Source organism: Moorena sp. SIO4E2, assembly GCF_010671945.1.
In the GTDB taxonomy this organism is placed as follows: Bacteria; Cyanobacteriota; Cyanobacteriia; order Cyanobacteriales; family Coleofasciculaceae; genus Moorena; species Moorena producens.
Genome location: NZ_JAAHIE010000040.1, coordinates 1 through 22,722 on the forward strand (window position 1 = coordinate 1; position 22,722 = coordinate 22,722).

The window sequence follows — 22,722 nt, forward strand, 5'->3', positions numbered from 1 at the left end:
GGTCAGAAGCTAGCTGAATCTGTTCACAATCGGTTGCAGGCAGCAGTGGCAAGGATTGGCGACTGGTTGCAGTTAAGTTAGTGGGGGTATCGAAGCCAAAAACCATTGGAAATTTTGAGATGACATCGGTTATTTCATATTATGGGTTCATTTTTCTTGCGTTTACCCTGATACAATTCTGGCTTGATGGTGTACAATCAGGGGAAAAAGTTCAATGTTGTGTGGGCAAAAGTGAAAATTATTACAGAAGCCAGTAGCAAGAGGTTAATATGATTGTATTAAGTGAATATTTAAAAAGCCTTGCAATTCTAGGAGGAATTATTGCGGTATTATATGTTATCACCTTTGTGATTCTTCCGCCTATATTTCGTCGATTCTCCTCTGACGCAGCAATCACAAGCTTAAAAATTATACGTCAACCTTTATTATTATTTGTACTACTTTTACGAATTCAAATTTCATTAATTCCTAAACTTAAACTAAGCGAAAATTATGAAGTTTGGGTAAATCGAGGATTAACCGCTGCAATGATTGCGATAATCACTTATGTCACCGCTCAAATTTTAACTAAAGTTATTCTCTACTACTTAAAGAAGTATTCAGAGCAAACAGAAGCCATGTGGGATGATGTTTTGCTTCCCATTCTTCAAGGCATCTTGCCTATTTTAGTCTATGTTATTGGCGGCTCACTATTCTTACAAACTTTAGGAATAAACGTGGCTGGAGTCTGGGTCGCCCTTGGAGGAGCATCTTTTATTCTTGGCTTTGCATTCAAAGATTCCCTCGCCAATTTTCTGAGCGGTTTGGTTTTATTAGTCGATACTCCTTTTCAATTTGGAGATGTGATTTTACTGTCTTCCGGTCAACTTGCAGTGATCAAAAAAGTTGGTTTGCGAGTTACTCATCTGTATGTTGTGAGTAACCACAGTGATGTCTACCTTCCTAATTCTACCTTTGAAACAAAAGAAATTGTTAATCTCACTCGTCCAACTCCCCATTATTACGATCAACTGGAACTTCCGATCATGTCAACAGTTGATCCCGGTCAAGCAATTCAGTTGATTGAAAACGTGATCTTAGCTCACCCCGACACAATGGGACTAATCGATCGCAAGCTTGAACTTTTAGAAAAGTTTTATGGATTTTCTAAGCCGGGAATCAGAGCAGAACAGAAGCGAAAAGTGGGTTTAATCCGGTTAAAAGCAGAACAAAAAGTGAATCATAAGTTAGAGGAAATTGAAAATGCGTTTGATCGCTTGTCCGAGCAAGTGGATCGGTTTGAAAATGAAGGCTTAGAATACAGTGAAATCCGTATAATTCAGGGAGATTATTTGAATATTTGTGAGCAAATGGGTTTATCGACACAAGCGGTTCGTTTGGGAAATCGTCAACGAAAATTAACTTTAGAAGAAGGAGAGCATGCCCAATCTGGAGGAGACTCCCTGATTGGTTTAGTCAGAGAATGGTATAACACCTGGTGCAAAGATCCAGATTTGTTGTTAGAAGATCATAAATTACTGCGCGAGTCTTGGGAACAAAAAATTACCATTCTTAAGCGCAAAGCCAATCAATTATGGCTGAGAGCGAATAATCTCTCCATTGATGATACCCGATTTGATGATGTTGTTGATGATCTGATTATGTGGTTACAAGAACGATTTAAACGCTCCCGCATCGAATGGCAAAATCCGAAAATTTGGATGGAAGAAATTAAGATGGTGGGAGGATCACAAATGGACTCCAACAAAGTTTTGACTGTCAAGTTTTTTGTAGATGATATTAAGCTAGAACACTGCGAGCGGGGAAATCGTGTCAAAAATGAACTTTATCGGGAACTAATTTGGCAACTCAGACAAGCTTATCTAGCCAAATAAAGCGATTGCGATCGCCGGATTGCATCCCCTATTAGGCGTAGGTAGTGGTACACAAGTAGTGACTTTAGCTCCCGTTACCTTGACCAGACCCTAGCCAAATCACTACATCTTTACCATTACCTAGGCGTAAATAGAGTTAGGGGTCATGCATGAAGCTTCCACCACCTGGCTAACCGAGGTGGTGGTGTCCTATGCTAATCTGGAACTACCGCTAGTCCACAGATCACACAAGCACGCCCAGCTTCTAGGCGGTCGTCGAGATCTTTTGCTGGAACGACCCTCGTTGCCATTTCTGCGAACGAGTTTAAGTACACCTCTAGCCCCGATGTTGTAAGCGCCGTTGAGGTCGGCATTGAAACACTTACCTGATAAGAAGGTTGCTAGGGAGTAATTTCTTGAATTTCGTTTAACCGTACCGGAGCCATCGTAGGCCAGTTTGGAAGTGTAAGCAGCCACGACTTCTACAACTTTTCCGCCAAGTTCAGTCCACTTCATTTCTGTGAAATCACGAATTTTAGCTTTGAGCCACCCGTGAAATTTCTGCCTCAGGTTAGATCTCTTTTTTCCACCTTTAGGCTTCCATCCTTTGAGGTTCTCAAACACGATTGCTAAGGCCGTAGGCCACGCTACGCGAACAGAATTGAATTTCTCAGCAATCTCAACAATTCGTTTAGAAACTATATGGCTAATTTGGTTGTTGATTCTTTGGCATTTTTGGTAGGTCAAACAGCAGAAACCTTTATGAAGTTTCCCCCCTTTGCCCATAGTCTTGGAGGCTCGGACGGATACGGATCTTAGTCGTTTGTCCCTACGGTCTATGTCTCTTCCGGGGTGAACGAAATCACGGTGGATTACAGTGCCGGTGTGGGTTACAACTGCTATTGTTGCGGTGGTATTGATGCCTAGATCTACCGCAGTAACGTTGCCTTCTGGCTTGCGCTTTTCTGGCTTGCAAGCAAATGGAACAGATAAATGACAGTACCTATCATTGAATATCAATGACGGGGACATGATTTTGTTAGTCCCACAGGTGTGGCGGTTTCTTAATCCGGTAATTTGAACTTTCGTCCAGTCCCAGTTTTTACCATCAAAAACCTTAATTTCTACTTGGTCGAAACCATGTAACTTATAACACTGTCCTTTGTATAAAGCAGGATAGCAACCAGTCCCAGCATTTAGTTTTGGTGGCTTACTATCTTTTCTTTTTCTGTTTCCAGATTGCCAGTCCCTATAACGAGTGACATAGCTACTAACCTGTCCCGCCGCAAACGAGATCGCAGCCCGACGGTAGTAGCTGGGAAATTTGTAAAAAGCTTGATTGAACTGAGGGTATTTTATATTAGGTCGCTTGGCGGTTTGATGCATTAGCCGCTCTACAGCAGGAGTTAATTGATCTGCTGTCAATCCACCAAGTTCAGACCAGTGAGTGTAGATGATACCAACCAAATACTTGCAAGCCTGACGATAAACTTTGACCGTCTCCGCAAATAATTCTTTTTGCGAGGGAGAAGGATTAAGCTTCCACTTATCAGTTCTGATCACTTTGGTTGGTGTCTTCACTAATATAAAACAACTATATTAACTAATATATTAACCTATGAAAATATAGATTGCCAGAGGTTTTTTATTGTTTATTTTTTTGTTACTGGCGTGGACTAACCCCCACCTGAACGTTCGCGTAGCGTGGCCTGCGGCCAGGTGGGGGAATGCGTCTCACGTCTTGTTCAAAAATACCATAGCTCTGCGAGCTAAGCTGCGGAATGTAGGTTAAGATACTTGGCACGGAGGAAATTCTTGGAAATTGCTATCAAACAAAAATCCCACGTACATTGAGCCGTGGGATTTTCAGAAAAGCTTTTTTTTAATGACTAATCACTAACCACTCGAAATCCCACAAACTCTAGTTCAAACTCTAGTTGTAGGATGAGACTGATGGTTAAGCGAATCTTAAAACAGACCCCAAGTCAAAGACTGATCAATGGGTAAGGTAGCACCAACACCAAGCCAGATGGTGACTAGGGTACCAAATAAAAATACCGTAGTTGCCACTGGACGGCGGAATGGGTTCTGGAATTTGTTCACACCTTCGATGAAGGGAACCAGCATCAGACCCAAGGGAACTGATCCCATAGCAGCAATACCCAAAAGTTTATTAGGGAGAATCCGCAAAATTTGGAAAACAGGATATAGATACCATTCCGGGAGGATTTCTAAAGGTGTGGCAAAGGGATCGGCTGGTTCACCAATCATAGCTGGATCAAGCACAGCTAAACCAATGCATAGAGCAATGGAACCCATGATTACCACTGGGAAAACGTAGAGGAGGTCATTAGGCCAAGCTGGCTCGCCATAATAATTATGACCCATCCCCTTGGCTAGTTTGGCACGTAAAATTGGATCGTCTAGATCCGGCTTTTTAAGAACTGACATTGCTTAAATTCTTCTCCTTAATAAGTAAAGGTAAGCAGGTGGCAGCAGCAAGGTTTGCATTTAGTTTTAACACTTTCCTGACTTTTAGTCAGTACAGATTTACAACGGACCAGAAATGCCCTGTTTGCGAATCATCAGGAAGTGCAGCAGCATGAAGACAGCGATAAACCAGGGCAGCACAAAGGTATGTAGACTGTAGTAGCGACTCAGAGTACCCTGACCTACACTAGTACCACCCCGCAGCAGTTCGACGATTAAAGAACCAACCACGGGAATAGCTTCAGGAACGCCAGATACAATCTTGACCGCCCAGTAACCAACTTGGTCCCAAGGCAAGGAGTAGCCAGTCACACCGAAGGAGACGGTAATTACTGCTAAAACTACCCCTGTCACCCAGGTCAGTTCACGGGGCTTTTTGAAACCACCAGTCAAATAGACCCGGAAGACGTGCAAAATCATCATCAGCACCATCATGCTGGCAGACCAGCGGTGAACAGAGCGGATCAGCCAGCCGAAGCTCACGTCAGTCATAATGTACTGTACAGAGCTAAATGCTTCAGCGACCGTCGGCTTGTAGTAGAAGGTCATGGCAAATCCAGTGGCAAACTGGATTATAAAGCAAGTTAGAGTAATTCCACCCAGGCAGTAAAAAATATTAACGTGGGGAGGTACGTACTTTGAAGTGATGTCATCGGAAAGTGCCTGAATTTCCAGACGCTCCTCAAACCAGTCGTATACTTTCGAGTCAGTGATTTGCTTAGAAAACATGAGGCCAGAGTTTCCGAAAGGATTTTGCCGTCAGACGTTGAACGTCGGAGTGTTCAACTCCTTAATTTACAACGAATACAGCCTATATGTTACATGATGTTAATTTTAACATGACCTGCTTCATTAATTTGCCGTCAACTCTGGCGGTTACAGCCCAAATATTATACCTGATCGCGGTTACAGGTAACATAACTTAACAAGTACTCTCATAAATTTTTGATCATGCACAAACGAGCCTTCTGGGTTGGACTCTTACTAACCTTCCCAATCATGCTATTGTCTGCCTGGTGGACACCAACAGCAGCTGCCTTCTCTCAGGAGCAAAGGCTTTTTTCCCAAGCTTGGCGGATTGTCTCTCAATCCTACGTTGATGATACCTTTAACCATCAGAATTGGTGGTTGTTACGTCAGAAGACCTTGAAAAAGCGGCTGCCTAATCGTGAAGCTACCTATACGGCCATAGAAAACATGTTAGGGAGTCTTGGGGATCCCTTCACACGATTGCTCAGACCCGACCAATATCATAGTTTGCAAATCAGCACCTCTGGTGAACTCTCCGGTGTCGGGCTACAAATTGCCATTGATGGGGAAACTGGTGAGTTAGAAGTAATCACCCCAATTGCTCAATCACCAGCAGATTTAGCCGGTATCCGAGCACGGGATCACATCCTAGAAATTGATGGCATGTTGACTAGGGAAATGACTCTCGATGAAGCGGCAGCACGGATGCGTGGACCAATTGGTACAACAGTTACCTTGAAAATTCAAGGCCAGAAAGAACAGCCAAAATTGGTGGAAATAGTGCGCGATCGCATTTCCCTAAACCCAGTGTATTCAGTCCTCGATACCCAGGAAAATAGAGACCCAGTCGGTTATATTCGTCTGTCTCAATTTAGTGCTAACGCCCCAATGGAAGTTGCCCACGCCGTTGCTAAACTCAAGGAGATGGGTGCAGATGGCTATATTCTTGATCTCAGGAATAATCCAGGGGGTCTATTGCAGGCAGGTATTGAAATTGCTCGCCTCTGGTTAGATGAAGGCACTATTGTTTACACCGTTAACCGCCAAGGCACCATTGGTAGCTTTGAAGCCTATGGTGACGCTCTTACGGAAGACCCCTTGGTTGTATTAGTTAATCAAGGCAGCGCCAGTGCTAGTGAGATTCTAGCTGGCGCTTTACAGGACAATGGTAGGGCAAAGCTAGTCGGGGAAAAAACCTTTGGCAAAGGGTTAATTCAGTCCTTATTTGAACTAATAGATGGCTCAGGATTAGCAGTTACCGTTGCCAAGTACGAGACCCCCAATCACCGGGATATTAATAAATTAGGGATTGAGCCAGACTTGGAGGTGCCTTTAGAAGCAATTACTATTAGCCAAGTGGGGACAGAAGCAGATAGTCAGTATCAGGAAGCAATCAATTTGTTAACATCTGATCCTTTTCTAGCTAAGGCAAGTTAGATTATCTGTAGATCAGGGCGTCAGAGCCTCAGGGCCTCAGATATATAACGCTTCTGGGTTTTCAAACTTCGCCCTTACGTCTGATAAACCCTCGTAAGCTTGGTCAATCACGCCTTTGCCTCGCAAAAAACCAGTATTGGCACCAGGACAGATAAATTGAAGAGTCTCTGGGGTAAAACGCTCAAGCAAAGATTGCACATTCCGAATCTGTCTCGGCCAATGAAATGTTTTCGGGGTTCGCAGGGGCAACAGTTCTCCCTGTTTACTAGGAAGCAAATGACGCCCAGAAAATAGCACACCCCCTGCACCAGTGTAGTAAAGACAAGAAGAACCAGGAGAGTGACCAGGAGTCCAAATGACGTAGCAGTAGGGATTTATAGTCAACTCCTGGTGAAATGTAACTACCTCCAATCCCGGCAGTAAGTAAGCCTCTTGTTCTTGAATCAGGACTTGGCACCCCATACTCTCCTGAATTTCCTTTGCTTTACCAATACCACCCCGATGGGTAATAAACAGTAATGAGACTCCCCCTTGCTCACGCAAAAATTGTTGGTTAGTCTCATTCCAGGCAGGACAATCAATCAATAGGTTGAAGGAATTTCCTACAATAATATAAGCCGTACCACCTAACGTATCTCGATTGGGTGGAAAAGCAAAAATGGTATCTAGAACAAGGCGTGGTGGCTTGGATGCAGCAGGTTGCTGATTAGACGATGCGCTTGGCGTAAGAGAAAAATCGCCTTTTGCTGGAGGATCGGGTTGCACAATGCTTGTAGTTTAATTGTAGTTTTTAGTAGACGGTGTGATCTTTCATCATGGAACTCTGGCTACTCCCATTTACATTTATTTTACTCGCTGTGATTACCTACTTCGTTATCCAGCGCACCGTTGCCAGCCTCACCCGGACACCAGTATGGTTACTGTGGCTGGTAATGATGACTCCACCACTAGTCTGGATTGGTTGGACTCTGTTCAATGGTAAGAACACACCAATACCACCAGCCCTATTGCTCGGTCCATTTGTGATTTGCTTGCCGTTGTACTGGCTGCTGATTCAGTGGGGACGCCCAGCTCCCAATTCAACCATGACCAAAGACAATCCGACTAAAACAAGTACCTCAGACCCGGTCGCCAAAATTGCATCGGCAACTGAAAAGTCAAGCCTTCGTCCCATTACTAAAGAAGAAGAAAAAGACCTCAGAAATTGTTTTCCCTGGGGAATCTACTATCTCCAGAATATTGAGTACCGACCTCAAGTAGTGTTGTGTCGCGGCAAACTGCGCACTAACCCAGAGCAAGCCTACCGTACCGTGCGGTCAAATATAGAAGCCGAGTTTGGCGATCGCTTCTTCGTAGTCTTTCAAGAAAGCTTTAGCGGCAAACCCTTTTTTGCTCTAGTGCCCAATACCAAAAAATCAACCAAACCTTACAGGGGGTCTGAATCATTAACGCGACCTGGTTTAGCATTGGGGCTGATGGTGATTACTTTGTTTACCACCACCTGGATGGGCACTCAGATAACTGGGGTGTCGGAAAATCCCCTGACTGACCCAGCAGTTTTACTGCAAGGACTGCCCTATGCCCTGGCCTTAATGGCAATTCTCAGCATTCATGAACTCGGTCATTATTTCGCCGCAATGGTTTACAAGGTGCGTACAACTCTGCCTTACTTTATCCCCATACCCTTTTTATTCTTGGGAACATTGGGAGCATTTATTCATATACGCTCTCCTGTTCCTAACCGTAAAGCCTTATTTGATATAGGCATTGCTGGTCCACTAGTCGGTTTAGTGGTTACCCTACCAATCCTAATGTGGGGATTAGCCCATTCCACTGTAGTGCCTTTGTCTGACTCTTCAGGAATCTTGAACCTAGAATCCCTCGATCCCCGATTTTCCCTTTTGCTAAGCTTACTAAGTAAATGGGCATTGGGCAGTGAATTTGTCTCCAACACAGCCATTAACCTTCATCCTGTGGCAGTCGCTGGTTATGTCGGTTTAGTTGTTACTGCTTTCAATTTAATGCCAGTCGGACAACTGGATGGTGGACATATCGTCCATGCGATGTTGGGTCAAAGAACTGGTATGACCATTGGTCAGATTACCCGGCTGTTAATGATGCTCCTAGTATTTATCCAGCCAGAATTACTCCTGTGGGGAATTATTCTTTTATTCATGCCAGTGGCAGATGAACCAGCCCTTAATGATGTTTCAGAACTTGACAACTGGCGAGATTTGTGCGGAATTATAGCCTTGTTGATTTTAGTCACTATTATTTTGCCAGTACCAGGAACAATCACTAAATTGTTAACTATTTAGTCAGATCGTGTCCCGTTAAAATTTAAAATTGAGGAGTGATAATTGAGAATATAAAATTGTTAATTGTGAATTGGTTGATATTAAAAGTTAACAATTAAAAGTTAACAATTAATAATTAACAATTGAATAAAGTGGTTGTCATAGAAATGAGGTACACAGGATTTTTTTCCTGTTCTCTTTTCCCTACTCCCTACTCCCTACTCCCTACTCCCTACTCCCTACTCCCTACTCCCTATTCCCTGTTCCCTATTCCCTGTTCCCTTTGCTATATAATGACTAATGACAAACAACAAGTAAATGTTATCGGTGGTGGATTAGCGGGTACAGAAGCCGCTTGGCAAATTGCTCAGGCTGGAGTACCAGTGGTGTTGCACGAAATGCGACCAGTGCGACTATCCCCGGCTCATCATACGGTCGAATTGGCAGAACTAGTATGTAGTAATTCCTTTGGTGCTAAGTCAAGCGATCGCGCTGCGGGTTTGTTGCACGAAGAATTGAGACGCCTTGGTTCAATTATTATTGGCAAAGCTGATCAACATGCTGTTCCAGCTGGGGGTGCCTTAGCTGTAGACCGAGCAGTATTTAGTCGGGAATTGACGGAAACCTTAGCTAGTCATCCCCTGATCGAGTTGCAGCGGGAGGAAGTTCCGCAAATTACTACCACAGGGGTGGTGGTACTTACAACCGGTCCGTTGACTAGTCCTGCTTTAGCCGAAGACCTGCAACAGTTCACTGGTTTAGAATACTTTAGTTTTTTTGATGCCGCATCACCGATTGTAGTGGGGGAATCCATCAATCGTGATATTGCCTTTATGGCATCCCGGTATGACAAAGGAGAAGCTGCTTATCTTAATTGTCCCATGAATCGGGAACAGTATCGTCACTTCTGGGAAGAACTGTGTGCAGCTCAAAAGGCAGAATTGAAAGACTTTGAGCAAGAAACTGCTAAATTTTTTGAAGGGTGCCTACCGATTGAGGAGATGGCTCGTCGGGGGGAAGATACTATGCGTTACGGTCCTCTGAAGCCAGTGGGACTGTTTGATGCCCGTAAGGGAGACTTCCGCGCCCCAGAAAATCAGCACCAGCGTCCTTATGCTGTGGTACAGCTGCGACAGGAAGATAAAGCAGGTCAGCTGTGGAATATGGTGGGATTCCAAACCAATTTGCGCTGGGGTGAGCAGAAACGGGTATTTCGACTGATTCCGGGTTTGGAAGAAGCAGAGTTTGTGCGCATGGGAGTGATGCATCGGAACACGTTTCTCAATGCTCCTGAGTTATTGCAACCAACCCTACAGTTCAAAAAACGGTCTACTTTGTTGGCAGCTGGTCAATTGGTAGGAACAGAAAGTTATACAGCAGCAGCTGCGGGAGGGTGGCTGGCTGGTACCAATGCGGCGCGACTGGTATTGGGATTGGAACTGGTAACGATGCCACCCACTACGATGATGGGAGCCTTGTTTGACTTTATCAGTTCCGCATCACCTAAGCATTTTCAGCCTATGCCACCAAATTTTGGCATTTTACCCGAATTGCCAGTGCGGATTAAGAATAAGCGAGAACGGTATGGAGCATATCGCGATCGCGCTTTGGCAGATCTTGATGGTTGGTTGAGTAGGCTGCGCGTATCAGCAGCATAAAAACTCTTATATTCCAACAACATAACTTTGACTTATTCTGACTCGAAGCTCCTGAATTAAGATTACTAAATTTTAGAGCTTTTAAGTGAAGGTGCAAGATATTAGAATGGGTAATGGCTTGGAAGTAATCATAGTTACCCATTTACCATTACCCAATTTTTACAAGACTGATGTTCCCGGATCTAATATCAGTATCATTCAATTGATATTTACCAATTAAGTGCGGGATAGCTCAGGTGAAATACCTGTTTTATTAGGATCCAACTCTTGTTCCTGAACTAAACTATCTTTTTTTCTAGAACTCTTCTCCAGATTAGCAATCGGGGCAACAATTGGCCAAAAAATGCTTGCTATCGTCAACACTATCCAAGAAGAGCGGATTTGATCAGGAGATAAATTAGTGTCTTTCTGGAACGCTTGAAACCAGATCGAGAAAAAGTAGAGAGCGCCAGAAACGTAAAATCCTGCTAGTACCGTCATAACGAAATTCAATCCTAATATTGCTTTAATTACAAGTTTTCAGTCGGTCTGATTGACTGAAAAGGCGAGATGATATCAAGTCCGGTTAATTACTGGTTTGTTAACTATTCCTAGGTGGGCTTGACCCATTAAGAATTAAATTCGCTCAAAGCGCCTTCGGGTCGCACCTCTGGATGTTTGGTAATGGTAAATAGGGAATCGTCAACTACTAATTTCCAATTACGAATTACCAATTACCCGATCAGGGATATAATCATTATTTGACCGGATTTGAAATTATCTGCCTTGGTCGTCATCTCCCAAAAAACGATAAAAAACGCTATATATACTGTACTTCACGGCATTGAAACCCGCTGTATACTTGATTTCCCTTACTTAAATAGACTAGAGGGCTGAGGTTTGCGCTGAGGTTGTTGCTAGGGTTTGTGGTGTTTACTTTGGTGTATGATTCCCCAGCTCAAATACCTTAGATACCTACATAGTACAGACCAGTCCCCATAATGACAACACTAATCGTTTCCCTTCAGTCTTCACTATCGGCCAGTGGTAGTAGATAATATCCAAGGAGTGTTTGACTTTCGTCAGCATAAATTGATTTACAACCGTTGACAGCTGTATTCGGGAATTTTTTCGATGATTGTTCACAATACTGAGATACTCTGTGGTTAAGGAAATTCGGCAGAGGGGAACCTATACCAAAAACCTCAACGCTTTTGGTAGGGTTAGGGATTGGTATGGCTTACACGGAATAGGGAGAGTTTGTCTAGGCTGTGTGCTTTGGCTGCTAATCGTCACAATTCCAGCAAGTACTGCGCCCTCAACCAACCCAGAAGCAATCAACCCAGGAGCAGTTAACCCAGGAGCAGTAGATACCCTGGAACAGATACAGAAACATATTGAGCAGCAACGGTCTACTATTATTAAGGAAAGCGATCGCATATCCAATGTCGAGCAATCTGCCCAGAAGAAGCTGGGTGTGATTGAGCTTAATCTCAAGTCTACTGATACGGCTAACCAGGATTACAATGGGCAAATCCAACTCGCTAACCAGCGTCTAGACCAGTTGCAGGAGGATTTAGCAATTGCCGAGAGCAGCTATTACCAAAAGCGGGCTGCAATCATTGCTCGACTGCGTTTTCTACAGCGCCAGCCCACGGCTGAAGTTGGGTCGAATATCCTGCTCAAGAGTCAAGATATCAACGAATTTCTGGCTCAACGCCGCCGATTGAAGTTAGTCTATCAAACAGACCAGCAAATCTTAACTAGTTTAAAAGCTGAAGCCGACAGCATTAACCAACGCAAAACCGAGATAGAGGCTCAGAAAAACCGAGTTTCCCTACTTAAACAGCAACTCCTAGCCAAAAAGAAGCAGTTTGAAGCCCAGCTGAAGACACAGCAACAACTGATTGAGCGACTTAACTCTAACCGAGAAGCTTTAGAAGCATCCCAAGCGCAGTTAGCAGAAGATTCTAAAAATCTTGTGATCTTGATTCAACGAGAGATTGCCCGTCAAAACAAGATTGCGGCAGCTAGGAAGGCAAGGCTTCGCAAAACGGTTATTTTTAATACTGGTCAGCTGCTTTATCCCAGTAATGGCTCCATTACCAGCAGTTTTGGTTGGCGACGTCACCCCATTCTAGGCACATCTCGCTTCCATTCTGGGATTGACTTTGGGGCTAGTTATGGCAGTACTATTCGAGCAGCAGATAGCGGTACAGTAATTTTTGCCGGTTGGTATGGTGGTTATGGCAATACAGTAATTATTGACCATGGCGACAGTATTGCTACCCTATATGGTCATGCCAGTAGAATCTTGGTGAGTAAGGGAGAATCGGTCAAACGAGGAAATGCGATCGCAACCGTTGGGTCTACGGGTTTCTCTACCGGTCCCCACCTCCATTTTGAGGTTCGTAAGAACGGTGAACCTGTCGATCCGACCAGTTATCTGTAGCTGATGGCACTTGCTAGGACAGATTTCAAACAGTTTACACTTTTCCGTGCTCAAGTGGTGTATAATAAATAATTGCAATAGTGTGCTATTATCAAAGCTAATCAAATAGATTAACGCTTGATATATTCACTCAAGCATAAGGGCGCGTAGCTCAGTGGATAGAGCACCAGATTCCGGTTCTGGGTGTCGGGGGTTCAAATCCCTCCGTGCTCGTTTCGATAAGTTGATCTAGCAATCCTACTTGTATTCTATGAAGGGATAGCTCTGGCGTTAAGCACGACCAGAGGTTAACTGCCGTGAAAGTTGTAGATTTACTTATTATTATTCAGTTAAAAAATAACAATTAACAATTAACAATTAACAAAATTCCCCTAACCATAATAGACATCTCCAGAAACTCGGTTTTGACCCAGGCAGTGCAAGGGTTTGAGGTTAATTTTTGGAGATGTCTAATAAGATTTTGATTAACTGAACTTCCCATCACTGTCTATCCTAGAGCCAATCATGAACCTTCCAGACTTAGTGACGTGGCTAAAAGAAGGAACTGATCTGAGTATTTTGACTCAGGAAGTGTTACAGAATCTAGCACCTAAGCTGGAAGAGCGGATATGCGGTGCAAACCAAACCTTAGTGCTAGCCAACACCCCTGCCGTAGGATTATATATTCTCCGCTCAGGTGCAACATTTAACCTGTACAAACCTACTTACAAGCAGATAGGACGATGGTATAGCATTAGTTTTAACTAATGGTTGTTGCCGACAAAGCAATGCCAAAGACAAAGCGCTAATTTTCTTGATGGAGGCTCTCGGCCTACTCTTAAACCGCACTGTAACTTCACTCAGTCCATTATTTTACGTCGCTTAACTTACGACCAGCTGCCTTCGCTTTTAGTTCTTCGTTGGGCGGTAGTGTTCGCTTGTTAAACAAGTTACTGACTGATTTCATTGTAAGAGCATGAATAGTGTTTGACAAGGTTTAGGGCAGAAAATTCGTGTTTTTGTTGGACCTCTTGCACAGTCAAGGAACCAATAGGAGAGTCATCGATAAAAACAGACACTTGTTCCGACAGTTTGTAATCTTGAAATTGCTGATAGGTTGGCGTTGTATATATATCAATAGGTTGGGTATAAACTTCGAGTTGCTTGTCGATCAGATTGACAATCCAATAAACTGAAATACCTGCACGAGCATAGATGCGTTTCTTCAACGTTCGGTCTCGTTCTAGGGTGGAGTCGGCAATTTCAACCACTAAAGCTAAGTCTGACGCACCAGGATGGCGGTCAAGATAATCGCGAGTATCGCCTTTAACAATCACGATATCCGGTTCTGGCTCACTATTGTCTAAAGTAATTGGTTCTTGTGCATCTACGTACCATCCGTTTGGAATAATCGCTTCCAGTGCATTCCGAGTTAGTTTAGTAGAGGCACGATGTGGTGGATTTTTCGGCATTTTAGGAATGAGCCACCCTTCCAGCAGTTCCACTGGGTCATCTTCGCCCAGGATACCCCAGCGAATCATCTGGTGGTATTGTTCAACCTTAAAGCGCCAGACCGGTTCCGTTGGTACCGCTAAAGGCTGTTCAAAGTTTTTTCCCCTCGATTGAGTAGAGACAGACACAAGGTTACGACTTCTTGTTTTTGCCTTTTATCGTAGCATTGCAAAGCCTAAGAGATTGCCCCAAATCTTAATTGGGTGAGGAACTTTCGTTCTGGGTTAATGGCAGTAGGGAGTAGGGATTGCTAAAATTGAATGTACCTCATAAATATGATCAACGCTATTTTTTTAAATCAGTATATGTAAGCATTCAGCCGTCAGCTATCAGCTATCAGCTATCAGCTATCAGCTAGCAGCTAGCAGGCGCTTTAACTGAACGGAGTCGGATGAGTAAAACGAGCAGAGATTTTCAACCAACCGTACCAGCCCGTAAGCTTGTTTACTACCTCCCGTTGATTAGCTGACGGCTGACGGCTGATAGCTGAATACTTACCAGTATATACTAAAGCCACTGACACCAGATAAATGATCTCGGGGTCCCTATAAAAATGCCACAACTCAAAACTAAAACTCTACTTACCCTGGAAGAATTTCTGGCAATGCCTTCGACCGATGTAACCTATGAATTAGTTGAGGGGCTTCCAGTACCGAAAATGTCTCCTAAACGTTTTCATGCTAGGGTAACTGGTGCTTTATATACACTTTTGGATCAGTGGTGTCAGGAAAAGGGTGAAGTCAATCCAGAGTGGGCAATAGCCTTGCAACGTCACGGTCAAAACTGGGTACCTGTGCCTGATTTAACCTACATTTCTGTTCAGCGTCTGCCCTCAGAAGTTATAGAAGATGAGGCTTGTCCAGTACCTCCAGAGTTAGCCATTGAAATTATCTCACCGGGACAAACTTTTGGCCAATTAGCCGAGAAAGCAACGGATTATTTAGAAGCGGGAGTATTACGAGTTTGGGTTGTTGATCCTCAGGCGAGAAGTATCACAATTTTTTATCCAGATGCGCCACCACGGACTTATACCAAAGCTGCGCTGATCACTGATTCGCTTTTTGAAGGATTGGAACTTACTCCGGAGCAAGTGTTTGGGAAAGCGAGGTTACCTAAGAAGGGTTAATTAGTCAAAATCAATAAAAGTTATGTTGTTGAAATAACCAAAATTATAAGAATAGTTTAACAAAAAAAATACCTAAAAATTATTAGTGATGTTCCCTATTCCCTGTTCTCTGTTCCCTGTTTCCTATTTCCTCTTAAACACTTATGGAGCAATTGTTAATTGCCAATTAGGAATTGACAATTAACAACCTAAAATCAAACTACCCGATAGAGAAAACTTAGAGTTGCCCAAGTATTGACATCCAAGGCGTAGGAATCAGCACCTATACTGAGGGAAGAATCTAGGGAATTTGCACTAGCATTGTGTATGTCTTGCAGCACCGCCTGGGCTACGTCCAAGGGGTTAAACAAATCATCAATTGGTGCTCCGATTCCGCGACGAGATGGCACAGCGTCGAGAGCTGTAGCGGCCTGAGTGAAGGGGGAGCGACTGCAAATCAGTTGCATTTCCACCAGTCCACTAGGACCTGAGACAATCCCACCAACAGAAGCTACAGCTGATGGCAGGGTTAGAGTTTCCCCAGGAGCAATTACGGCATTTGTGATAAATGCAGAGTTTTCTGAAGTCTGTGATGTTTCCAAAAATGGCAGTTCATATAGTGCGATCGCATTGCCATTGGTATTAAAGCCTAATAGCAAGAAATAGATCGGTTGGTCACCGTAGTTTTCGATCTGATAATGGAGACGACTCCCAATCGGCAAGATCGGAACACCTGCTCCTGCCACAGTTTCCGTCAACTCACCCTGAGATTTAGCTTCCCCCTCACCTACGAAACCTACCCGTGAGGAGGAAGCCGTCCGTAATGTTTCGAGTTGCATCACTACCTTTTGCTCTGGTTCAACCATGTCCAGGGATACCCGAATACCTAGACCGGAAGACCCATCATTTGCGGTTAGACGCAGCAATTTTGCGGCCAGCAAGGTGTTCAGTTTACCAGCCAATCCCATAGCTGCTGACTTCACGGCTACCCCAGCTTCTCCAACTCCATTGGGTATGGGTTCACCGTCTAGATAGAAGATTCCATAACCCCCTCCTCCACCATTTGTGGAAGAGAGTGCTTTCCCAAACAAATAATCAGCCGGTTGTTCCCCTGCTTGCACTACCGATGCAGCAGAGATACCAGAAAAGGCACTGGTAGCATCTACTCGCTCAATTCGTTCTAGGTTCCCATCCAGAGCTACCGTTAGACCAATATTACGGGGTAACACCCGGACAGCTTCTTGCACCAGCTGCCCAACTTGTAGCTGATTGTTATTATCAGTAGTACCACCAATAAATTTTGCCTTAGCAGTCAGACCATCTTGAGACGTTATTTGTAGTTGGGAGACTCCCGATTTAGCACCGACTAATTCCAATACAGACAATACAGAGTTGTTGCTATAGTAATCCACAACTGTTGCTGGTAATCCTGCTAACCACAACTGTGCAGTTTGACCATTATCTTCCACGGCAGTGACCACACCATCCGCTCCCATGCTAGGGTCAGCAGGGAGATAATAGGTAGGTATTGGCTCAAGACTACTTTGACCTCCTAGCTTTGGCTGTTGCTGTGTACCTGTCAGTTGATTAACCATCACACCAGCGTGAGTCAGGCTCACCTGACTTGTCGTTGTTGGTATTGCCTGCCACAGATACTGAGTAAGACCATAGCTAAATAAGCCAGCACTGAAACTATTCCATTTAGCCTCCATTGCTATTTGATTTGGTTCAGCAGCCGTGAGCACCATACCTGCCATCGGATTCATCGATCCAGGAACAACCGAGACGGATTGCCGGTTTACAATCCCTTTCCCAGAATCCTGTATCCGCCGCCGCAGTTCCTCTTGAAAAGCCAGTTCGTCCCGACTAGCCTCTCGGGCTGGTCGGTTAGTACTAGAGCGTACCTTAATATTTCCTTGGAGGAGGCTATCAGCTACGGTGTAGCTAGTATCAAGTACTGTAGTGACTTGGTCAGTGAAGAGCGATCGCAATAGCAAAACTAGCGTTTCTTCCAGTAAATCGTTGGCTACCTTAGGATTTTTTTTGGTAAGGCTCCCATCTACTGGAACCAAGCTATTTTGAAGTGCAACAGACCTATCGGTTTGATATCCTGGAGATAGCTTAACCTGGCTACCGAAGCCACTGAAGTGGAAGACTACCACATCACCCGCTTTCGCTTGCTCAGTCAGATGTTCAATAAAAGCCGTTTCAATATTTTTGCGAGTCGCTTGGTCATCTTTAAGTATAAGTATATCCTTCGGGTTGAAGCCAAACCGATGAATCAATAGTTCTTGTTGTAGTTCTACATCAGTAACACAGCCATCCAATAGTGTGCTACGAGGATACTTGTTGATACCCACTAGTAGGGCTAACTTTCGCCCAAGGGGTTGTGCTAATACTTGGAAGTAACGGTCTATTCCAGGAACAGCTAAACCACTATTCCCTAGGAGGGATAGTAATGTTTCACTTACTCCTAATGTTGCCAATCCCAAACTAGCTTTTTGCAGAAAAGTCCGGCGATTAAGTCCCATATCCGCGCTTCAGCTTTCAGATTTCAGCTATCAGCCTACCAGGATTGGGGCTCCCACGGCCACAAGCTGTGGGATTTCCAGTTCAGCTAGTTCACTAGTTCACTAGTTAAAGCTTGAACGCGACGCGCGTGCCTATTGGCCAAGGTTAGACGGTTGAAGGTTGAAGGTTATTTGGTTTAAGGTTACAGGTTACAGGTTATTTGGTTTAAGGTTACAGGTTACAGGTTATTTGGTTTAAGGTTACAGGTTACAGGTTATTTGGTTTAAGGTTACAGGTTACAGGTTATTTGGTTACAGGTTTGGAATATAACCGCCTAACCAAATAACCAAATAACCGCGTCACCGGCAACCTTCAACGGTTTAACCTCCAACCTTCAACCTTCAACGGTCTAACCTTCAACCTTCAACGGTCTAACCTCCAACCTTCAACGGTCTAACCTTCAACGGTCTAACCTTCAACCTCCAACCTTCAACTTTCAAGCTTCAACGGTCTAACCTTCAACGGTCTAACCTTCAACCTTCAACCTTCAACCTTCAACCTTCAACCAAATAACCTCCAACCTTCAACCTTCAACGGTCTAACCTTCAACCTTCAACTCGTCTCGTGCATTGCCTTAGCCAGTTCTGCTGCCACTTCAGGTCGGGAAAATTCCGGTGGTGGTAACTCTCCCTGACGTAGCATTTTCCGTACCTTAGTACCGGATAAATGAATCCTCTGCTCCGGTGTACTTGGACTAGTCTTGGCGGTAGCCATACCCTGGGTGCGAGTGCAGTAGAAGGCGTGCTCAAACTTCATCGGCATGATCCCCAACTCACCTGGCTCAAACTCACCAAAAATGTGTTGGGCATCATAGGTACCGTAATAGTCTCCCACACCAGCGTGATCCCGTCCTACAATGAAATGGGTACAGCCATAATTCTTCCGTACCAAAGCATGGAAAATGGCTTCTCTTGGGCCAGCATAACGCATGGCAGCAGGGTTAATTGCCAGAATCACTCGGTTATTAGGAAAATAATTCTCCAACATGATTTCATAGCAACGCATCCGTACATCTGCTGGGATGTCGTCGCTTTTAGTAGCACCCACTAAGGGATGAAGGAGTAGACCGTCTACAGTTTCTAGAGCGCACTTGATGATATATTCATGAGCCCGATGAATGGGATTACGGGTTTGGAAACCTACCACTGTTTTCCAACCCCGTTCCGAGAACATGGCTCTCGATTTTTCTGGATCGATTTGGTAGGGGGGAAACTGGGGATGGGGTAACCGTTCCAGTAACCATACCGAACCAGCTAAATTAATCTCTCCCTGGTCATACACGACTTTCACACCAGGATGCTTATCTTCATCAGTGCGGTAAACTTGCACTGCTTCATGGGTTTTGTCGTAAGGATATTTTTCCGTCAGTTCTAATACACCAATAAACTGACCACTGGTATCATCCAAACGGACTAACCCCCCCTCTTGCAGAGGAGCAGCTACTTCAGAGGTAACCGAGAGGGTGATTGGAACTGACCACGGTAGGTTATTGGCGAGACGCATCCGGTCTACCACTGATTGGTAGTCTTCTTTCGTCATGAAGCCAGTCAGAGGACTAAAGCCACCGATAGCAATCATTTCAAGGTCGCTGACAGCCCGTTTATCTAATGTGACTCTGGGCAGAAATTCAGCTTTCTCCAAAAATTCCTGCCGTTGTTCGGGTGTAGCGATACGGTTGACCAGTTGACCACCGTGAGCTGGGATAGTTTGTGAAGGATGGCTTAACACCGGGCTTTGCATACTCTAGGAATAATAATTAGATTCTACAATTGTCTCAAGAATTGTCTCAAGATATGACTCCCACTCCAAATTGTGTAGGTGTGCTTCTTGAGTTCAGATTTCTATAAAGATTCTGCTTCAAGTACTAGAAATATAATTTAACTCTTCCAGCTTTTTGATAACTTTGTCCACACTTTCTGATAATTCTTCTTGGTCAGTACGACATTCCACTTCCGGATTTAATGGGTGCTCGTAGGGGTCATCAATACCAGTAAAATTCTTAATTTCTCCATCACGAGCTCGTTTGTAAAGTCCTTTGACATCTCGGCCTTCGCAAACGTTTAGGGGAGCATTAACATAAACTTCTACAAAGTCACCAATCCGTTGCTTGACCTCCTCTCGAATTTCGCGGTAAGGGGATATCGCTGATACCAATACAATAACTCCATTGCGGGTTAAAAGATGGGCAACAAAGCCAATGCGGCGAATGTTTGTATCCCGGTCTTCTTTACTGAATCCGAGTCCTTTGGTTAAGTTCTGACGGACGATATCCCCATCCAAGACTTCCAGCTTGCATCCTTGGGCGTTTAGTTTTTCTTCTAATGCCTTAGTAATAGTGGTCTTTCCAGCACCACTAAGACCAGTTAACCATACTGTAACACCACGATGTTCCATGAACTCTATTTACCTCCTAGATTTTTGGTTGACATGACTTGGATTTGGTGTGGATAGGGTATTGGTATTTCAGCTGAACACCAAACTCAACCTCGTAAGTCCTATGGCCTTTAGTCTCGGCTCATTTATAACAAATGCTTCCCTTCGGTGGGATGCTCTTGAGAGACCCCAGCTTCAGGTAGTAGAACGAGTCGGATTGCCCTCGAATTATTTTCTGTCACATCCCCCCTATAGTGGCTTACCCTGATGCCAAGTTAATGGGGGTTTTTGGCCTTTTTCAAGGCTAACCTTCTGAAAGTCTCTGAACCAGATTAACTCATCTGCCCTAAGTATTGCTGATAACCTAACTCATCGAGCAATGCTTGCTTTTCCATAACCGATTCCGCTAAATTCTGGCGATACTGCTGCACTCTCTCTAGTAATTCCGGCTGATGAGTGCCCAAAATCTGCACTGCTAACAATCCTGCATTCTTGGAATTACCAATTGCTACAGTTGCGACGGGAATTCCTCCAGGCATTTGAACAATGGAGTATAGGGAATCGATACCTTTCAAGTAACGACTAGACACTGGCACCCCAATCACAGGTAAGGGTGTTATGGCCGCCACCATCCCAGGCAGATGAGCCGCCCCCCCAGCTCCAGCGATAATAACTTTGAGTCCACGCTTGTGAGCGTCTTGAGCATAATTTACCATCCGTTCGGGGGTGCGGTGGGCGGACACAATCGCTACTTCCCAAGGAACACCGAAGTCTTCACATATTGCGATCGCATTTTGCATGGTGGGCAAATCGGAATCGCTGCCCATAATAATCCCAATTAACGGTTGGTTATTGGTCATGAATCATGTTTGATGGTATATGATTAGACTTCGCCACATTCCCTAATGACTCTAGATATTATCAATGCTCGTGTCCCTAGTTACCAAGGTTTACAGAATATTCATATTAATGATCATGGAATTATTGACGCGATCGCACCGAAGCTAGAAACTCTTCCTAAGCTAGATACTCTTCCTAACCCGGCTATCCTTGACGTTGCTGGGGATTGGGTCTCCCTAGGGGGTGTGGATTTGCAGATTAATGGGGGGCTAGGCTTAGCCTTCACCGATGTCGATTTTCACCACATCCCTTTACTCCAGGAGATTTGTCAATTCCTTTGGCATCAGGGTGTGGATCAGTTTTTACCCACTCTGGTCACTACCTCGGTCGAGAAGATTCAGCGTACGCTTTCTGTCTTTGCTGAATTTATCCCTTCCCAACCTTACCAGACCCCAAGCGCCCGCATCTTGGGTGTCCATCTAGAAGGGCCTTTTCTCAATCCCCAAAAACGGGGGGCTCATCCTCTTGAGTATCTATTACCACTTAATCTTGAAAATGTCAAGGAAGTTTTGGGAGACTATGGTGATCTGGTCAAGATTATTACAATAGCGCCAGAGTTAGAGAGCATTGGTGAGGTGATTCCGTATTTGCGATCGCGCAACATAATTGTTAGTCTCGGTCACTCCCAAGCCACAGCAGAGCAAGCCCAAAGAGCTTTTGAAGATGGGGCATCCATGGTAACCCATGCCTTTAATGCCATGCCAGGACTCCATCACCGCAAACCAGGATTACTGGGAGCTGCCCTAGTTACTCCCGGTGTCCAGTGTGGACTAATTGCCGATGGTCAGCACGTTTGTTCCACCATGATCCAATTGCTGCTCCGTGCTGGGGGTTATCAACAAGGGATTTTTCTAGTTAGCGATGCCCTAGCACCAATGGGATTACCCGATGGCGTCTATCCCTGGGACACCCGCAAGATAGAGGTCACAAACGGGACAGCACGGCTACCAGATGGGACATTATCTGGAACAACCTTGCCCTTATTGGTAGGAGTAGAGAATTTAGTCCAGTGGGGGATTTGTAGCGTTGAGAATGGCATTGCCCTCGCAACGGTTTCCCCTCGCCAAGCCATCGGTTTAGCAACCCTAAGCATCGGTCAACCAGCTCAGTTATTACGCTGGCATCTCGATGAGGAAACATCAAAGCTGAGTTGGCAGCGTTTGTAGTCTCACTCTTCCGACTCCCGATTCCCGATTCCCGATTCCCTCGGTGCGCTTTCCAATGGGCGAGTAAATCGCCCTTGGGTCGCACCGCTCCCGACTCCCGACTCCCGACTCCCTACAGGTAAATTAATAAAACTTAAACAATCAAGTCAACGGAGAAGCCTAATTGAGTAGTACGCTGTAGAACTAGAGCGTAAGGTAAA

General features: G+C 44.6%; 20 protein-coding genes and 1 tRNA gene. 10 read left to right on the plus strand and 11 right to left on the minus strand.

Annotated features, from left to right (window positions below; genetic code table 11):
- Positions 1-269: 269 nt before the first annotated feature.
- On the plus strand, positions 270-1,874 hold the full coding sequence (locus F6K37_RS07435; RefSeq protein WP_009149160.1) for a mechanosensitive ion channel family protein: 1,605 nt from the start codon (positions 270-272) through the stop codon (positions 1,872-1,874).
- Positions 1,875-2,063: 189 nt separating this feature from the next.
- Here the strand turns inward: F6K37_RS07435 and F6K37_RS07440 are convergent, their stop codons facing one another.
- From F6K37_RS07440 to petB, 3 genes are all read right to left on the minus strand, one after another.
- Positions 2,064-3,434, minus strand: coding sequence for a zinc ribbon domain-containing protein (locus tag F6K37_RS07440; RefSeq protein WP_009149161.1), 1,371 nt, complete (start codon positions 3,432-3,434; stop codon positions 2,064-2,066).
- 387 nt (positions 3,435-3,821) lie between these two features.
- Positions 3,822-4,304 (minus strand): cytochrome b6-f complex subunit IV, encoded by a 483-nt coding sequence (gene petD, locus F6K37_RS07445; RefSeq protein ID WP_009149162.1) that lies wholly within the window; start codon positions 4,302-4,304, stop codon positions 3,822-3,824.
- A gap of 99 nt (positions 4,305-4,403) precedes the next feature.
- Positions 4,404-5,072, minus strand: coding sequence for a cytochrome b6 (gene petB / locus F6K37_RS07450; protein ID WP_009149163.1), 669 nt, complete (start codon positions 5,070-5,072; stop codon positions 4,404-4,406).
- 222 nt (positions 5,073-5,294) lie between these two features.
- Between petB and ctpA the strand changes: the two genes are divergently transcribed.
- Positions 5,295-6,530 (plus strand): carboxyl-terminal processing protease CtpA, encoded by a 1,236-nt coding sequence (gene ctpA / locus F6K37_RS07455; RefSeq protein WP_287249257.1) that lies wholly within the window; start codon positions 5,295-5,297, stop codon positions 6,528-6,530.
- A gap of 36 nt (positions 6,531-6,566) precedes the next feature.
- Here ctpA and F6K37_RS07460 read toward each other — a convergent pair whose 3' ends face one another.
- The gene (locus tag F6K37_RS07460; protein ID WP_009149165.1) at positions 6,567-7,295 is read right to left on the minus strand and encodes an MBL fold metallo-hydrolase; all 729 of its coding nucleotides are present in this window, start codon (positions 7,293-7,295) and stop codon (positions 6,567-6,569) included.
- A gap of 50 nt (positions 7,296-7,345) precedes the next feature.
- Here F6K37_RS07460 and F6K37_RS07465 point away from each other — a divergent pair, with 50 nt between their 5' ends.
- The gene (locus F6K37_RS07465; RefSeq protein ID WP_009149166.1) at positions 7,346-8,848 is read left to right on the plus strand and encodes a site-2 protease family protein; all 1,503 of its coding nucleotides are present in this window, start codon (positions 7,346-7,348) and stop codon (positions 8,846-8,848) included.
- A 272-nt stretch (positions 8,849-9,120) separates the two neighbouring features.
- Positions 9,121-10,485, plus strand: a complete 1,365-nt coding sequence (gene trmFO, locus F6K37_RS07470; protein ID WP_287249281.1) for an FADH(2)-oxidizing methylenetetrahydrofolate--tRNA-(uracil(54)-C(5))-methyltransferase TrmFO — start codon at positions 9,121-9,123, stop codon at positions 10,483-10,485.
- Between the two features lie 216 nt (positions 10,486-10,701).
- On the opposite strand, the gene F6K37_RS07475 is transcribed toward trmFO, so the two are convergent.
- Positions 10,702-10,965 (minus strand): hypothetical protein, encoded by a 264-nt coding sequence (locus F6K37_RS07475; protein WP_009149169.1) that lies wholly within the window; start codon positions 10,963-10,965, stop codon positions 10,702-10,704.
- A 772-nt stretch (positions 10,966-11,737) separates the two neighbouring features.
- On the opposite strand from F6K37_RS07475, the gene F6K37_RS07480 reads away from it, so the two are divergent.
- The 3 genes from F6K37_RS07480 (at position 11,738) to F6K37_RS07490 (ending at position 13,663) form a co-directional block, all read left to right on the plus strand.
- A complete protein-coding gene (locus tag F6K37_RS07480; protein WP_009149170.1) occupies positions 11,738-12,916 on the plus strand; it encodes a murein hydrolase activator EnvC family protein in 1,179 nt (392 codons plus the stop codon).
- A gap of 140 nt (positions 12,917-13,056) precedes the next feature.
- Positions 13,057-13,129: transfer RNA gene (locus F6K37_RS07485), tRNA-Arg, on the plus strand.
- 291 nt (positions 13,130-13,420) lie between these two features.
- The gene (locus F6K37_RS07490) at positions 13,421-13,663 is read left to right on the plus strand and encodes a cyclic nucleotide-binding domain-containing protein (protein ID WP_009149171.1); all 243 of its coding nucleotides are present in this window, start codon (positions 13,421-13,423) and stop codon (positions 13,661-13,663) included.
- A 182-nt stretch (positions 13,664-13,845) separates the two neighbouring features.
- Here the strand turns inward: F6K37_RS07490 and F6K37_RS07495 are convergent, their stop codons facing one another.
- Together F6K37_RS07495 and F6K37_RS07500 are read right to left on the minus strand one after the other, a co-directional pair.
- Positions 13,846-14,535, minus strand: coding sequence for a Uma2 family endonuclease (locus F6K37_RS07495; protein ID WP_009149172.1), 690 nt, complete (start codon positions 14,533-14,535; stop codon positions 13,846-13,848).
- Positions 14,536-14,780: 245 nt separating this feature from the next.
- The gene (locus tag F6K37_RS07500; protein ID WP_154659881.1) at positions 14,781-14,930 is read right to left on the minus strand and encodes a hypothetical protein; all 150 of its coding nucleotides are present in this window, start codon (positions 14,928-14,930) and stop codon (positions 14,781-14,783) included.
- 30 nt (positions 14,931-14,960) lie between these two features.
- Between F6K37_RS07500 and F6K37_RS07505 the strand changes: the two genes are divergently transcribed.
- Positions 14,961-15,533, plus strand: a complete 573-nt coding sequence (locus F6K37_RS07505) for a Uma2 family endonuclease (RefSeq protein ID WP_009149173.1) — start codon at positions 14,961-14,963, stop codon at positions 15,531-15,533.
- A gap of 194 nt (positions 15,534-15,727) precedes the next feature.
- Here the strand turns inward: F6K37_RS07505 and F6K37_RS07510 are convergent, their stop codons facing one another.
- The 4 genes from F6K37_RS07510 to purE form a co-directional block, all read right to left on the minus strand.
- Positions 15,728-18,043 (minus strand): caspase family protein, encoded by a 2,316-nt coding sequence (locus F6K37_RS07510; RefSeq protein WP_009149174.1) that lies wholly within the window; start codon positions 18,041-18,043, stop codon positions 15,728-15,730.
- Between the two features lie 592 nt (positions 18,044-18,635).
- The gene (gene sat / locus F6K37_RS07515) at positions 18,636-19,823 is read right to left on the minus strand and encodes a sulfate adenylyltransferase (protein WP_009149176.1); all 1,188 of its coding nucleotides are present in this window, start codon (positions 19,821-19,823) and stop codon (positions 18,636-18,638) included.
- Positions 19,824-19,940: 117 nt separating this feature from the next.
- Positions 19,941-20,477 (minus strand): adenylyl-sulfate kinase, encoded by a 537-nt coding sequence (gene cysC / locus F6K37_RS07520; protein WP_287249265.1) that lies wholly within the window; start codon positions 20,475-20,477, stop codon positions 19,941-19,943.
- Between the two features lie 311 nt (positions 20,478-20,788).
- Positions 20,789-21,316, minus strand: coding sequence for a 5-(carboxyamino)imidazole ribonucleotide mutase (gene purE, locus F6K37_RS07525; RefSeq protein ID WP_009149178.1), 528 nt, complete (start codon positions 21,314-21,316; stop codon positions 20,789-20,791).
- A gap of 45 nt (positions 21,317-21,361) precedes the next feature.
- On the opposite strand from purE, the gene nagA reads away from it, so the two are divergent.
- Positions 21,362-22,522 (plus strand): N-acetylglucosamine-6-phosphate deacetylase, encoded by a 1,161-nt coding sequence (gene nagA / locus F6K37_RS07530; protein WP_287249267.1) that lies wholly within the window; start codon positions 21,362-21,364, stop codon positions 22,520-22,522.
- The gene (locus F6K37_RS07535; protein WP_287249269.1) at positions 22,507-22,644 is read left to right on the plus strand and encodes a hypothetical protein; all 138 of its coding nucleotides are present in this window, start codon (positions 22,507-22,509) and stop codon (positions 22,642-22,644) included. The genes nagA and F6K37_RS07535 overlap by 16 nt, the downstream gene beginning before the upstream one ends.
- The last annotated feature ends 78 nt before the right edge of the window (positions 22,645-22,722 follow it).

Bases quoted from the DNA above. Each gene is read 5' to 3' on its own strand.
- petD (WP_009149162.1), bottom strand. From the start codon at position 4,304: ATGTCAGTTCTTAAAAAGCCGGATCTAGACGATCCAATTTTACGTGCC.
- sat (WP_009149176.1), bottom strand. From the start codon at position 19,823: ATGCAAAGCCCGGTGTTAAGCCATCCTTCACAAACTATCCCAGCTCAC.
- ctpA (WP_287249257.1), top strand. From the start codon at position 5,295: ATGCACAAACGAGCCTTCTGGGTTGGACTCTTACTAACCTTCCCAATC.
- purE (WP_009149178.1), bottom strand. From the start codon at position 21,316: ATGACCAATAACCAACCGTTAATTGGGATTATTATGGGCAGCGATTCC.
- nagA (WP_287249267.1), top strand. From the start codon at position 21,362: ATGACTCTAGATATTATCAATGCTCGTGTCCCTAGTTACCAAGGTTTA.
- F6K37_RS07475 (WP_009149169.1), bottom strand. From the start codon at position 10,965: ATGACGGTACTAGCAGGATTTTACGTTTCTGGCGCTCTCTACTTTTTC.
- cysC (WP_287249265.1), bottom strand. From the start codon at position 20,477: ATGGAACATCGTGGTGTTACAGTATGGTTAACTGGTCTTAGTGGTGCT.
- F6K37_RS07435 (WP_009149160.1), top strand. From the start codon at position 270: ATGATTGTATTAAGTGAATATTTAAAAAGCCTTGCAATTCTAGGAGGA.
- F6K37_RS07510 (WP_009149174.1), bottom strand. From the start codon at position 18,043: ATGGGACTTAATCGCCGGACTTTTCTGCAAAAAGCTAGTTTGGGATTG.
- petB (WP_009149163.1), bottom strand. From the start codon at position 5,072: ATGTTTTCTAAGCAAATCACTGACTCGAAAGTATACGACTGGTTTGAG.
- F6K37_RS07490 (WP_009149171.1), top strand. From the start codon at position 13,421: ATGAACCTTCCAGACTTAGTGACGTGGCTAAAAGAAGGAACTGATCTG.
- F6K37_RS07465 (WP_009149166.1), top strand. From the start codon at position 7,346: ATGGAACTCTGGCTACTCCCATTTACATTTATTTTACTCGCTGTGATT.
- F6K37_RS07505 (WP_009149173.1), top strand. From the start codon at position 14,961: ATGCCACAACTCAAAACTAAAACTCTACTTACCCTGGAAGAATTTCTG.
- trmFO (WP_287249281.1), top strand. From the start codon at position 9,121: ATGACTAATGACAAACAACAAGTAAATGTTATCGGTGGTGGATTAGCG.